This is a genomic window from Acinetobacter sp. 797_lipA, assembly GCF_058243025.1.
In genome coordinates this window covers 2,774,462-2,787,221 of sequence record NZ_JBZAYQ010000001.1, presented here as the reverse complement: position 1 = coordinate 2,787,221, position 12,760 = coordinate 2,774,462, and the positions used below count along the sequence as shown (strand labels likewise).

General features: G+C 39.8%; 13 protein-coding genes and 2 pseudogenes. 10 read left to right on the top strand and 5 right to left on the bottom strand.

Annotated elements, in window-relative coordinates:
- Positions 1–2: 2 nt before the first annotated feature.
- On the bottom strand, positions 3–1,031 hold the full coding sequence (locus AC4CU2_RS13900) for an IS701 family transposase (protein WP_490768969.1): 1,029 nt from the start codon (positions 1,029–1,031) through the stop codon (positions 3–5).
- A 56-nt stretch (positions 1,032–1,087) separates the two neighbouring features.
- Positions 1,088–1,309 (bottom strand): annotated as a pseudogene (locus AC4CU2_RS13895) (IS982 family transposase); the annotation flags it as partial.
- 174 nt (positions 1,310–1,483) lie between these two features.
- On the opposite strand from AC4CU2_RS13895, the pseudogene AC4CU2_RS13890 reads away from it, so the two are divergent.
- From AC4CU2_RS13890 to AC4CU2_RS13880, 3 genes and pseudogenes are all read left to right on the top strand, one after another.
- Positions 1,484–2,248 (top strand): annotated as a pseudogene (locus AC4CU2_RS13890) (IS5-like element ISAba31 family transposase).
- Positions 2,249–2,569 carry a hypothetical protein gene (locus AC4CU2_RS13885; RefSeq protein WP_279045224.1) on the top strand — a complete coding sequence of 107 codons (321 nt, stop codon included), beginning with the start codon at positions 2,249–2,251 and terminating at the stop codon, positions 2,567–2,569. It begins immediately after the preceding pseudogene.
- Between the two features lie 6 nt (positions 2,570–2,575).
- A complete protein-coding gene (locus AC4CU2_RS13880; protein ID WP_005400219.1) occupies positions 2,576–2,887 on the top strand; it encodes an ankyrin repeat domain-containing protein in 312 nt (103 codons plus the stop codon).
- Positions 2,888–2,946: 59 nt separating this feature from the next.
- Here the strand turns inward: AC4CU2_RS13880 and AC4CU2_RS13875 are convergent, their stop codons facing one another.
- Complete coding sequence (locus AC4CU2_RS13875; protein WP_005400218.1) at positions 2,947–3,501, bottom strand: protease; 555 nt, start codon at positions 3,499–3,501, stop codon at positions 2,947–2,949.
- A gap of 326 nt (positions 3,502–3,827) precedes the next feature.
- Here AC4CU2_RS13875 and AC4CU2_RS13870 point away from each other — a divergent pair, with 326 nt between their 5' ends.
- The 5 genes from AC4CU2_RS13870 to hisG all read left to right on the top strand — a co-directional run bounded on the left by AC4CU2_RS13870 (position 3,828) and on the right by hisG (position 8,138).
- A complete protein-coding gene (locus AC4CU2_RS13870; RefSeq protein ID WP_005400217.1) occupies positions 3,828–5,282 on the top strand; it encodes an RNA polymerase factor sigma-54 in 1,455 nt (484 codons plus the stop codon).
- 171 nt (positions 5,283–5,453) lie between these two features.
- A complete protein-coding gene (gene hpf / locus AC4CU2_RS13865; RefSeq protein ID WP_004695021.1) occupies positions 5,454–5,786 on the top strand; it encodes a ribosome hibernation-promoting factor, HPF/YfiA family in 333 nt (110 codons plus the stop codon).
- Between the two features lie 136 nt (positions 5,787–5,922).
- Entirely contained in the window at positions 5,923–6,174 is a 252-nt protein-coding gene (gene ibaG / locus AC4CU2_RS13860; protein ID WP_004695019.1) for a BolA family iron metabolism protein IbaG, read from the top strand.
- 6 nt (positions 6,175–6,180) lie between these two features.
- On the top strand, positions 6,181–7,440 hold the full coding sequence (gene murA, locus AC4CU2_RS13855) for a UDP-N-acetylglucosamine 1-carboxyvinyltransferase (protein ID WP_005400214.1): 1,260 nt from the start codon (positions 6,181–6,183) through the stop codon (positions 7,438–7,440).
- The gene (gene hisG, locus AC4CU2_RS13850; protein ID WP_004984172.1) at positions 7,437–8,138 is read left to right on the top strand and encodes an ATP phosphoribosyltransferase; all 702 of its coding nucleotides are present in this window, start codon (positions 7,437–7,439) and stop codon (positions 8,136–8,138) included. The genes murA and hisG overlap by 4 nt, the downstream gene beginning before the upstream one ends.
- A 74-nt stretch (positions 8,139–8,212) precedes the next feature.
- Here hisG and AC4CU2_RS13845 read toward each other — a convergent pair whose 3' ends face one another.
- Positions 8,213–8,557 carry a nuclear transport factor 2 family protein gene (locus AC4CU2_RS13845; protein WP_005400212.1) on the bottom strand — a complete coding sequence of 115 codons (345 nt, stop codon included), beginning with the start codon at positions 8,555–8,557 and terminating at the stop codon, positions 8,213–8,215.
- 175 nt (positions 8,558–8,732) lie between these two features.
- Here AC4CU2_RS13845 and hisD point away from each other — a divergent pair, with 175 nt between their 5' ends.
- Positions 8,733–10,034 (top strand): histidinol dehydrogenase, encoded by a 1,302-nt coding sequence (gene hisD / locus AC4CU2_RS13840; protein ID WP_171054223.1) that lies wholly within the window; start codon positions 8,733–8,735, stop codon positions 10,032–10,034.
- 174 nt (positions 10,035–10,208) lie between these two features.
- Positions 10,209–11,300, top strand: a complete 1,092-nt coding sequence (gene hisC / locus AC4CU2_RS13835) for a histidinol-phosphate transaminase (protein WP_005400210.1) — start codon at positions 10,209–10,211, stop codon at positions 11,298–11,300.
- Between the two features lie 71 nt (positions 11,301–11,371).
- Here the strand turns inward: hisC and AC4CU2_RS13830 are convergent, their stop codons facing one another.
- Positions 11,372–12,721 carry an anthranilate synthase component I family protein gene (locus AC4CU2_RS13830; RefSeq protein ID WP_005400209.1) on the bottom strand — a complete coding sequence of 450 codons (1,350 nt, stop codon included), beginning with the start codon at positions 12,719–12,721 and terminating at the stop codon, positions 11,372–11,374.
- Between the last annotated feature and the right edge of the window lie 39 nt (positions 12,722–12,760).

The following is a 12,760-nucleotide window of genomic DNA, read 5'->3' as shown; positions in this document are numbered from 1 at the left end:
TATTATTTATAGATTCTCTGTGGTAGCAGATGATTTTTATCGAGAATAAAGTCATCAATGAAGTTTTTGATCATTGGTCTAAATAATTTCTTCTGCCAACGATATACATTTTCAAAGATCCGCTCAAACTGGTTCTTTTGTATCTCGACGTAGGCCATCAAGGCTGAAAAAATATGATTCAAAATCAGTTTAGATCGTCTTACTTGAAACTTTTCAATATGACAAACCTGTTTAATCACCCGGTGATATTGCTCTATTTTCCAATGACTTGAATGTAATTCATGAAAACCCTCAAAGGACAATAAATCATCTTCATCTTGATGCACAATATAAAACCTCTGCTGTTCTTTTAACTGAGTCTTAAATAATTGTACAAAGCCAAAATCTTTGAGCCAGACCACTTGACCCTGATGGAAATTTGGCAATAAACGCAGTTGAAACCATTGTCCTTTTTCAGGGGAAACCTTACGGTTACAGTCGATACCAAACATAAATCGAATACCATGTTTTCTTATGGTTTTTAGATTTCCAGTCGATGAATACCAACTATCACCTGTAATAAATTGAATCTTTGCACCCCAACTAAGTACTTCACTTAACATATCCATAAAGTAATCATTCTTGGTTTTACCTTCAGATTTGTCATAAATTCGGAAATGAATTGGAATATTTTGACCATTTTGATCTGTCGCATACAAGGTAATGAGATTAATACCCTTGACGGATCGGTGGTGTTTGCCTGACCAAAAATAGCTAACCAAGTCCATATGCTGACTATACGGTTTATCTAAAACAGTATCATCAATACTGACTATAAGTTTATTATTATCAATATGTTGAATTGCTTCTTGATATAGGTCGTGAGGTGTGTAGTCTTCACGCTCTAGAAAGCGATTTACACTATCATGCGAGATGTTATAAGTCTCGGCAAGTTGTGTGCAGCTAATAGAGTTCGGTTCTGTCATGAGAAAGCCCATATAAATGGGTAGTGTACAAGTTGCTGTAGAAGCATTTTTAATTCGTCTGATCACAGATACTTTATAAAGTATTTTAATACTTTTTTGAATCCGTCAATGCGTAAGTCCTATAAATGATTTTTATCCTGTTTCAACCATGAAAAGAATGCTTTGAAATTGTTGATATGAGAACACTTATACCAAATGGCGATAAAATTGATTTCTGAGATACTCAATTGGGCTGGTCGAATTTTTACAGAATGACGACATTGTTTGAGAAATTTCCAATAAGTTGCTTCAAATTTAAGAAAGAAATCATCGATTACGCAGAATAATTCGGTACTATTGAACATCAGGACTAGAGCTTTAAGTTTAGTGTGGTAACTCAACTGATGGCTCTAGTTCCTTTATTTTTCAAGTCAATTTCTTATCCGCGATTCGGGTTAATTAGGGTGTGTTGACACTTTTAGCTTAAAAAATAGCGAAGTAGTAAAATCAAATCGCCAAACCCAATTTTACTATTCGCTATGCCTCGTACCATGCTGACAGATCAACACTGGCAAAAGTTGAAAGTTATTCTGCGTAATTTATCCATTCACCACAACTCAAATTTACGCAATTTTATTGAAGCTATTCTCTATAGAATTAGAACAGGCTGTCCGTGGCGAGATATTCCTTCTTGTTTTGGTCATTCAAACTCTATTTTCAAACGTTTTAATCGTTGGTCAAGCAGCGGTAAGTTACTTAGATTATTCAAATTACTAGCCTCATGCCCCGATATGGAGTGGATTTTTATTGATGGCTCTCATGTACGTGCTCATCAACATTCTGCCGGCATAGCGAATCAATCTATTTCTAAAAGTGTAGGAGGAAACTCCTCAAAAATACATTTGATTGTTGATGCACATGGCAATCCTATTGATTTCATGATTACCGATGGAACCACACATGATGTTAAAGTTGCACCTGATTTAATATCAACATTAGATTTAAAAGAGACAAAAGTGGTATGTGCAGATAAAGGCTATGATTCAGAACCACTGCGTGAACAGATCAGGAAAACAGGGACTAAAGCGAATATACCAAAGAAAACAAATAGCCAATCAACAATGACCATATGGACTGGTATTTATATAAAATCAGGCATTTAGTTGAAAATATGTTTTGTAGATTAAAGCAATTTAGAGAAATAGCTACTCGATATGACAAGCTCAAAAGAAATTATCAAAGTTCTGTTGCTTTAGCCTGTATATTTTTATGGCTACCTTTATAGGGTTAATTATGAACAGTAAATGTCAACAGACCCTAATAAACTAGAAGAATATGATAGTAATTCAACTATGTTTAGATATCCTATTAGTATGGATAAAAATTTAGATTATCAAAAATCTACTTTTAAAAAATGTAATCTTGTTAAAGGAAAAACTCCAAAAGAGTTGAAAAGTGAATCAAAATCTAAGATTTTCTTACTTGTTCATAATGGGAACGATGAAATCATCGAATCATACGTAAGCGATAATGAAGTGTTAAGTGAGATTCATGAAGTTCTAAAAGAGTTATCTGAACAGTTATCAGGATTACACTTTGGTCTGAAATTCGATTTAATTAGGTAACTTATTATGAAACTCAACTCATTCTCCCCAATTCCTGAAAACGATGATGAACTGCATTTACCTGAACTGGTGTATTGGGCATCTTTAGGTGAACTCGCTGAAGTAGAAAAAAGTCTCGCCAATGGTGTAGATGTGAACTCGACAGATGATGAAGGCTATAGCGCACTTCAAGCGGCGACTGAAAATGGCTATCTAGATGTAGTGAAACTACTGGTTGAAAAAGGTGCGAATGTCGACTACAAAGGTGAATACACAGCGCTTCAACTGGCTGAAATGGCAGAACAAGTAGAAATTATTGAATATTTAAAAAGTCTGTAACTTTTAAAAATGAATAAAAGAGCCTGCTCAATATCAGGCTCTTTTTGTTTTATGGAGTCTTAAACGGACGAATTGGATTCAAGTTCTTTCAATATTGCTTTATTAAAAGCGGGAAGGTCTTCTGGATTGCGTGAACTGATGAGTGTCCAGCCACTTGCATAACATGTGTGAACGGCCTCATCGACCCACATAGCACCTGCATTTTCCAGATCGAGTCTTATATTCTTATGCGAAGTCAGATGCTTAGTTTTAATCTGTTCAGCTTTAATCAAAACTAAAGGTGCATGACAAATCACAGCTATCGGTTTGGCTTGGTTGCTAAAACTTTGGATAATTTCGAGCGCTTTGGGATGTTGGCGTAATAAATCAGTATTAACTGTACCGCCGGGGATAATCAGCAAGTCGTAGTCGTCATAATGAACATGATCCAAATCGACGTCTGGAGGATAGCTTGCTGCCGATTCTGAGTCCATTTTAACAGTTCGAACTTCGCTAGCTTCAATCGCGGCATGAATGCATTCTATGCCTTTGGACTGTAGAAAATGGAGAGGCTGAATTAGCTCATCATGTTCTACGCCTACATTTGAGGTTATGAACAATACTTTTTGAGTCATATAAACCCCCTAAAAAATGTCTATGCTTTAGCCTAACAAAGCAGAATGATTCAGATGTTTTGATTTAACGGACTCTTGTAAGTAAGTGAAAGCAGCCGATGTAGTGTTTCGTGTAACTTTAGTCTGTGTGAAGGTATTAATGATCCTTTTCAATAATTGATATGCACTAAGAACATCCATAAAGTCTAAAACTATGTAGGAAATGAAAAAACAATCTGCTCAAAAAATGTAGGTTTTTTGAATTTTCTATGCTATAAAAAATAAACGGCACAAAAATTGCTTATAAAGCGTGCTTTAAAAATAGTTGTATTGACGAGTAGGGTTTTATGAAGTTATCGGTTGGATTGAAAGTTTCGAACTCTTTGTCGCTAACCCCCCAATTACAACAAGCTATTCGATTGCTTCAATTATCGAGCCTTGAACTTGAACAGGAAATTCAGATTCAACTCGACAGCAACCCGCTCTTAGAAAAAGTAGAAGAACAGTCATCTATCGAAAGCTTATCCAGTGTGCAAGAACAAGAACAGGATAAGAAAGATTTGACCAACGAACTCAACGCCGACCATTTACCCGATGATTTACCAGTCGATACCGACTGGGATGATGTCTATACGCATCAACCGACCAGTTTGGGCGCAGCAGAATTTGAAGAACGAGAAGATAATCGCCAAGGTCATTTGGGCTTAAAAGAGCATATGTTGGAGCAAATTAATCTGTTGCATTTTTCGCAAGTAGATATGTTGATTGCTTATTGCATTATTGACTCTTTGGACGATAAAGGTTTTTTAGACAGTGATATTTCAGAAATAACGACTTCAGTTCAACATCTTTTAACAAGCATGGACTATGACGACGAAGTCGAAGATGACGAAGTGGTTGTGGTGCTCAAGCATATTCAGCGTTTAGACCCACTTGGCGTTGGGGCGCGGAATCTTGCAGAGTGCTTAATGGTACAGTTGGAAGCCTTGCCGATGCAGACCGCGTGTCGAAATGATGCTATGAATCTGCTGAAAAACTATGAACTATTGATCAGCAATGAACTAGCGAAACTGATTAAACAAACGGGTTTAAATCAAGAGCAGCTCAAGTGCGCGGTTGATTTATTGAAAACGCTAAAAGCGCATCCAGGGCTTGAGTTTGAAGATAAAGACTCAGATTATCAAATTCCTGATGTCGTAGTAATGAAGAAAAACGAACAATGGCAAGTGGCTTTAAATCCTGATGTGATGCCAAAACTTCGTGTGAACTCGTTTTATGCCAATATGATTAAGCGTGCTGATCAAAGTGAAGATAATCAGTACTTACGTAATCAAATGTTGGATGCGAAGAACTTTATTAAAAGTGTCGATGAACGCCATAAAACTTTACTGAAAGTGGCGACGTGTATCATTGAACATCAGCGTGCATTTTTAGAAATTGGTGCTGAAGGGATGAAGCCTTTGGTACTTCGGGATATTGCAGAAGAAGTTGAATTGCATGAGTCGACCGTTTCTCGGGTGACCACCAACAAATATATGCTGACGCCACGCGGCTTGTTCGAGTTGAAATATTTCTTTTCAAGCCATGTGGGGACTACGTCAGGCGGTGAAGCATCTTCAACTGCAATTCGCGCCAAGATTAAAAAATTGATTGCTGAAGAGAATGCACGTAAGCCTTTGTCTGATAACGCAATTGCCAATCTGTTAAAGGACGATGGAATTGATGTAGCGCGTCGGACAGTGGCAAAGTATCGTGAATCGTTACATATTCCGTCATCTTCTGAACGAAAAGTCTTGATCTAAAATTTAAAATCTGACTATTCTAGAGGTTCATTATGACAACATAATGAACCTCTTTTTTCTTTAAGGAATAGCGAAAATGATTTGATGTTTCTATGCGCGCTGGTTATTTTGCAGTCATTAAATCGTCTTAGCTTTTCCTCATTAATCCTAATGAAGGTGAGGGATAGATATATGCAAATAACAATTCGTGGACATCATTTGAGCATTACCCCAGCTATTGAAGATACCATTCGCTGCAAATTTGCAGAAATGACCAAGCATATTGATCAGGTGAACAGTATGCAGGTGAAATTAACCAAGGATCATCAGGTCGATAAACATACTAAAAAAGGCAGTAGCAATCATATTGCAGAAGCAATTATCCGTTTGCCGGGCATTGAATTTTTTGCTCAGGCTTCAGCAGATGATATGTATACGTCGATTAAAAAATTATCAGAAAAACTAAAAAGACAGCTCGATAAGCACCGTAAAATGCAGCAAGTTTACCAACCGATCGCCATTTAGTTTGATTTTTATGCAAAAAGAGGTTTTTTAAAACCTCTTTTTTTATATATAAAGTGTGCGGGTTTATGATTTATTTTTCAGATTTATAGTAAAATGGCAGGTTTTTACACCGTTGGTCCTATAAGAGGTCTTTGTGATGAATAGTGAACAGCTCACTGAAATTTTAAAAGCTGCTTTTCCTGAAGCTGAAGTTGCAGTTAGTGGGCAAGGCGGAAAGTTTGACTTACGTATTGTCGACGACCAATTCGAAGGCAAACGTCCTGTTGCACGTCAGCAAGCTGTTTATGCACCATTAAATTCTTATATCGCAAGTGGCGAAGTGCATGCGGTGACTATTCGTGCAATGACTAAAGAAGAATGGCGTAAAGCAAGCTTATTCGGAGCTTAAAATTAGATGGATAAATTTTTAATTCAAGGTGGCACTAAGCTCGAAGGCGAAGTTCGTATTTCGGGTGCTAAAAATGCTGCCTTGCCGTTGCTTGCAGCAATGATTTTGCCTGAAACCCCAACCAAGCTCACCAACGTGCCGCATTTAAAAGATGTAAATACCTTGGTGCAGTTGATTGGTGGTCTAGGCATTACCATGACCTACGAAGGCGACACGGTTACTGCGGATACTTCAACACTAGATAATCAGTTTGCACCGTATGAGCTGGTGAAAACCATGCGTGCATCTATTTTAGTGCTGGGTCCATTGGTGGCGCGCTATGGTAGTGCAAAAGTATCTTTGCCGGGTGGATGTGCGATTGGCTCGCGCCCAGTCGATCAACATTTAAAAGCTTTAGAAGCTTTAGGTGCAGAGATTGAAGTTGAAGCGGGTTATGTACACGCTAAAGTTGATGGCCGTCTGAAAGGTGGCGAAGTTATTTTTGATATGGTGACCGTGGGTGGCACCGAAAATATCTTAATGGCTGCGGCATTGGCCGAAGGCGTGACTACGATTCGTAATGCGGCACGTGAACCTGAAATTACGGACCTTGCGAAAATGTTGATCGCGATGGGTGCAAAAATTGAAGGATTAGACACAGATACCTTAGTGGTAACAGGTGTTGAAAAACTACATGGCTGTGAATACGCTGTGGTTGCTGACCGTATTGAAACAGGTTCGTATTTGGCTGCTGCGGCCATTACTGGTGGTCGTGTAAAAACCACACATACTGATCCAACTTTGATGGAATCGGTCTTAGAAAAGTTTGAAGAAATGGGCGCGGAAGTGACCCGTGGTGATGATTGGATTGAACTGGATATGATGGGTAAACGCCCGAAAGCAGTGAGTTTCCAAACGCTTCCACATCCTGATTTCCCAACTGATATGCAAGCACAGATTATGGCGGTCAATGCCATTGGTCGTGGTTTTGCCACCATTTCTGAAACGATTTTTGAAAATCGTTTTATGCATGTACCTGAATTGTCACGTATGGGTGCCAATATTCAGGTCGAAGGTAATGATGCTGTCGTGACGGGTGTAGAGAAACTTTCTGCAGCACCTGTGATGGCAACAGATTTACGTGCTTCTTTCTCTCTAGTGTTAGCTGCACTTGCTGCTGATGGTGAGACGCTGATTGATCGTATCTATCATATTGACCGCGGTTATGAAGATGTCGAAGCGAAATTACAAGGTATAGGCGCCCAAATTAAGCGAGTAAGTTCATGAGCGATATGAGAAACGATGATCCAAATTTTGATGTAATGGGCAATTTTGATCATGGTTTAACATTGGCATTGAGTAAAGGTCGTATTTTAAAAGAAACCCTGCCTTTACTTGAAACGGCTGGAATTAACTTACTGGAAGATCCTGATAAGTCACGTAAGTTAATTTTCCCAACCACCCATAAACAAGTCCGTATTTTAATTTTACGTGCTTCTGACGTACCCACCTATGTGGAAAATGGTGCGGCTGATATTGGTGTTGCGGGCAAAGACGTGCTTATGGAACATGGAGCACAAAACGTTTATGAACCACTCGATCTAAAAATCGCAGTATGTAAACTGATGACTGCAGGCAAAGTTGGCATGGAGCGTCCCAAAGGGCGTTTAAAAATTGCCACTAAATACGTAAACTTAACCCGTCAGTACTATGCAAGCTTAGGTGAGCAAGTCGATGTAATTAAGTTGTACGGTTCAATGGAACTTGCACCGTTGGTGGGTTTGGGCGATTACATTGTTGACGTGGTCGATACTGGGAATACTTTACGTGCCAATGGTTTAGAACCTTTGGAAGAAATTTGTAAAGTGTCTTCACGTCTGATCGTGAACAAGGCAAGTTTCAAACGTAAGCAAGCATTGTTAAACCCAATTCTTGCACAGTTAGAAACAGCAGTCGCTGAACGTGAAGCGTTAAAAAACAAATAAGTTGATCTTTTTTGTTTAAAGAAACCGCTATCGATGATGGCGGTTTTTTTGTACCTGCTCATTTTTTAATATTTTTATTGGATTGAAATACAATAGGATTGAATTTGGGCCAGTTGATTCAAATTGTTAAAATTATAGACATCACAAGCAGAAATTCGGGATGTCTGCTGGGTGTCATGAAATTGCGCTTCACCTTGAACAATCACATGATGACCCGTTTCATGAATTGCTTGAATATGGAACTCATGTGCGACGGTCGAAAAATAATGTTCGATAGACTGGCAATGCTTGAGCACTTGATCAAAACCTGACAGCTGTTGTTCACCTACAATTTCCCATGTAATGGTTTGTGAAAAATGCTGTTGGATTCGGCTAAATTGCCCCGTTGAAAAGTAGGTGGCTATGTCCGTGAGGGGCATCTCGTTTTGCCTGTTTTTTAGTCATGTTTAATAATTCTAGTTTAAAAATCATAGTCACATTCATTTCCCGATGAAGTTAAAAGTAATTTTTCATTACACTCCGTGTTTAGCTGGAGGATTGTTGCCCACAAAATACAGGAAACAAGGTAAACTAAAGCTTCCCTTTATTTTCATTGTGGATAAATTGATGCGACGTTTATCGACTCAAGATCAGAACTTTAAACAAGTCTTTGCTGATTTGTTGGCTTTTGAAACCGTGAGTGACCCAGAACTTTTAAAAACCGTAGATCAAATCATCGCTGATGTTCGTCAGCATGGTAATGCTCATGTTCTTAAACTCACTCAACAGTTCGATCGACATCCCGCGCATCAATTCTCAGATTTAGAACTGACCCAAGAACAATTAAAAACCGCTTTTGATGGTTTGAGTACCGAAGTCCGCGAGGCGTTAGAGCTCGCTGCAAACCGTATTCGTGAGTTTCACCAAGCGCAAAAACAAGAAGGCTGGACCTATGTGGATGCCTTGGGGAACACACTTGGGCAAAAAGTAACGCCTTTAGATCGCGTTGGTATTTATGTGCCGGGTGGTTTGGCATCTTATCCGTCGTCTGTACTGATGAATGCTGTGCCTGCGCATGTGGCGGGTGTGCCTGAAATTATTATGGTGGTGCCTGCACCAAATGGTGAGTTGAATCCATTGGTATTAGCATCCGCTTATTTGGCTGGTGTCAGCCGTGTCTTTACCATTGGTGGGGCACAAGCGGTTGCGGCTTTAGCCTATGGTACAGAAACGATTCCAGCGGTGGATAAGATTACGGGGCCGGGCAACCGTTTTGTCGCGGCTGCGAAACGTGCAGTATTCGGACAAGTCGGTATCGACATGATTGCAGGGCCATCTGAAATTTTAGTTTATGCTGAAGGCGTGAATAACGCACAGTGGTTGGCAATGGATTTATTGTCCCAAGCTGAACACGATACTGTGGCGCAAGCAGTGTTTATCACATCGGATGAACAGCTGTTAAATGAAGTAGAACTGGCTATTGAAGCGCATTTGCAAGCGTTACCTAAAGCGGAGATTGCGCGTACTTCAATTGCCAATCGTGGCGCATTAGTGCTTGTGAAAGACCGCGCTGAAGCAGTTGAGCTGATTAATCAAGTGGCGCCTGAGCATTTAGAGCTTTGCCTAGACGAAGCGCAGGAAATGGCTGAACATATTCGCCATGCCGGTGCGATTTTTATGGGGAGATATACCCCTGAAGCGATTGGTGATTATTGTGCAGGCCCGAACCACGTGTTACCTACCTCGGGTACGGCACGCTTTTCTTCGCCGCTGGGTGTATACGATTTCCAAAAGCGTTCAAGTTTGATTATGTGCTCTGAGCAAGGTGTGAAAACTTTGGCGAAAACCGCAGATATATTAGCGCAACAAGAAAACTTAGATGCGCATGCGCGTTCGGCACGTTATCGTTATCAATAATATAAATTTAGATCCCTCATTTGTTCAGTAATGAATGTTCCTCTCCCTATGGGAGAGGTTAGGAGAGGGGAAAATATTTAATTCAGTTTGGGACATCATAAACCTCTCCCAAACCCTCTCCTAGAAGGAGAGGGCTTATATAAAAGTAAGTTGAGTGCATAAATGAGATAGACAATGTTTAACATTACTACAGAACAAATGCGTTTTTGGAGTCCTGAAGTACGTGCATTAGAACCGTATGTGCCAGGCGAACAACCGAAAATTCAAAATTTATTGAAGCTCAATACCAACGAAAACCCATATCCACCCTCACCAAAAGTGGTGGAAGCTGTTCAAGCAGTCTTGGCAAACTCAGCAGATGTACTGCGTTTATATCCAGATCCAGATGCTTCTGCGTTAAAGCAGGCGATTGCGAAACAACAAAATGTTGCTGTTGAAAATGTCTTTGTTGGCAATGGTTCAGATGAGGTCTTAGCGCATATTTTTAAAGCTTTTTTTGTGCAAAAGCTGCCTTTACTTTACCCTGATATTACCTATAGCTTCTATCCTGTTTATAGCCAATTCTTTGGGGTCAAAACCAAAATTTTACCACTCAATGATGACTTTGAAATTGTGGTGGATGACTATAAACAAGCCAATGGCGGCATTATTATCACCAATCCAAATGCACCAACCAGTATTGATATTGGTTTAGCTGCAATAGAAGCAGTGCTTCAGGCCAATCCAAATTCAGTGGTGGTGATTGATGAAGCTTATGTCGACTTTGGTGCTGAATCGGCAGTCAGTTTGGTGGAAAAATATGAGAACTTGGTGGTGTGCCAAACCACGTCTAAGTCTCGCTCACTGGCGGGTTTACGTGTTGGTTTTGCGATTGCTCAACCGCATTTGATTGCGGCACTTGAAGCGGTGAAGAATAGTTTTAACTCTTATCCAATGGACCGTTTTGCGATAGCTGCTGCGGTCGCTTCATTTGAAGATCAAGCTTATTTCGAAGCACAAAATCAAAAAGTAATTCAAAGCCGTGAACATTTGGTTGAACAATTGACCGCACTGGGCTTTAACGTTTTGCCATCAAGTGCCAACTTTATCTTTGCATCATTCCCTAGCAAAGATGCAGGTGAATTAGCGGCTGAATTACGTGAACAAGGCATTATTGTGCGTTATTTCAATAAACCGCGTATTAACCAGTTTTTACGTATCACGGTTGGAACTGATGAACAAAATCAACGCTTAGTCGATACATTGAAAAATGATATTTTAAAATAAACTTTCAACAGTTGTGATCTTTGAAAAGTGAACCTTCACTGATGTGAAGGTTCACTTTTTTATTTTGGTGGTTATTCAGCGTCCGTTTGCACAAAAGTATTGAGTAAATTAAGCAGTGCTGAGACCTTGTCAAAGCACTCTTGGTATTCAGCTTCACACTCTGATGCAATGGTAATTCCACCGCCAGCCCAAAGTGAAACCTCATCTTGGAATTTTTGAATGGAACGAATCAGAATGTTCCAAGAACCAGTACCATCGAAATTAAAATAACCCATTGAGCCACAGTACGCTCCACGTGGTGCACCTTCGAGTTCTTCAATAATCTGCATTGCTCGAATTTTAGGTGCACCTGTAATAGACCCGCCAGGTAGAGCAGAGAGCAGCACATGAAAGGGATGAACTTCTGCTTTAAGTGTTGCTTCGACTTCGCTGACCATATGATGGACTTGCTTAAAGCTTTCAATATTAAACAGTTTAGGTGTTTTGACTGAGCCCGTTTCTGCGTAAACGCTCAAGTCATTACGCAGTAGATCGACAATCATCACATTTTCAGCTTGGTCTTTTTCCGAAGCCATTAAGCGTTGTTTAGATTGTTCATCTAAGACTGGATCTGCAAAGCGCGGCATGGTGCCTTTAATCGGCTTGGTAATGATTTTTCGATGAGCTTGAAAATCAATAAACAACTCGGGTGAACAACTTAAGAGTTCAAAATCATCGATACGGAGATACCCCGAGTAAGGTGCATCGGTCAATTGCCAAAATGCTTCGACTGCACTTAGGAGTCGACCATGTGCCTTGGCTGTGAACTCTTGTGTCAGATTGATTTGATAGCAATCCCCAGCTTTGATGTATTCCTGTACTTGCTGAAAGGCTTGTTTGTATTCGGTTTTAGTCCAGCGTGCTTGGCAGATCGATGCGAGTTGGAGTGGATGGCTTAAGGCCGATGGCTGGAATAAATACGATTCAATTTTGCGATAAATGTGTTCAGCTTGTGAATCACTACTGCAAAATAGCCAGCCTGCATCAGTCCATTGTAGATAACTGCTGTATAAACCTAAAAATAGGCTTGGCTGTGGCTTAATTTGAACAGGAACGTGTTGCTGGGCGGCATAATCATAACTGACGAATCCAATGAGTCCGCCACTAAAAGATGCTTCTTTTTGTTCTGAGTTTGGCTGAATATTACTGGAAATGTCTATTTCTTTGTCATCGTGGATGTAACAAAAATCCTGAGTGCGTTGAAAGAAAAAGTGCTGGTTTTTTTGAAAAACTTGATAACGCTCGGGTAAAAAAGCAATGACAGGTGCATCGACATTTTGTAAATAGACTAACTGTGTGAGCTCATTCAATGCCTGTAGTATATGAGATACAGAGAGGCTTGAATCACAAATTATCTTTTTAAATGATTGGCTTAGAGTCATGCTAACGCAAATAGGATTAAAAAATTCAGGCTATTTTAC

Excerpts from the sequence above, each read along its gene's own strand:
- AC4CU2_RS13885 (WP_279045224.1), top strand. The coding sequence starts at position 2,249 with ATGTCAACAGACCCTAATAAACTAGAAGAATATGATAGTAATTCAACT.
- AC4CU2_RS13880 (WP_005400219.1), top strand. The coding sequence starts at position 2,576 with ATGAAACTCAACTCATTCTCCCCAATTCCTGAAAACGATGATGAACTG.
- AC4CU2_RS13875 (WP_005400218.1), bottom strand. The coding sequence starts at position 3,501 with ATGACTCAAAAAGTATTGTTCATAACCTCAAATGTAGGCGTAGAACAT.
- AC4CU2_RS13870 (WP_005400217.1), top strand. The coding sequence starts at position 3,828 with ATGAAGTTATCGGTTGGATTGAAAGTTTCGAACTCTTTGTCGCTAACC.
- hpf (WP_004695021.1), top strand. The coding sequence starts at position 5,454 with ATGCAAATAACAATTCGTGGACATCATTTGAGCATTACCCCAGCTATT.
- ibaG (WP_004695019.1), top strand. The coding sequence starts at position 5,923 with ATGAATAGTGAACAGCTCACTGAAATTTTAAAAGCTGCTTTTCCTGAA.
- murA (WP_005400214.1), top strand. The coding sequence starts at position 6,181 with ATGGATAAATTTTTAATTCAAGGTGGCACTAAGCTCGAAGGCGAAGTT.
- hisG (WP_004984172.1), top strand. The coding sequence starts at position 7,437 with ATGAGCGATATGAGAAACGATGATCCAAATTTTGATGTAATGGGCAAT.
- AC4CU2_RS13845 (WP_005400212.1), bottom strand. The coding sequence starts at position 8,557 with ATGCCCCTCACGGACATAGCCACCTACTTTTCAACGGGGCAATTTAGC.
- hisC (WP_005400210.1), top strand. The coding sequence starts at position 10,209 with ATGTTTAACATTACTACAGAACAAATGCGTTTTTGGAGTCCTGAAGTA.
- AC4CU2_RS13830 (WP_005400209.1), bottom strand. The coding sequence starts at position 12,721 with ATGACTCTAAGCCAATCATTTAAAAAGATAATTTGTGATTCAAGCCTC.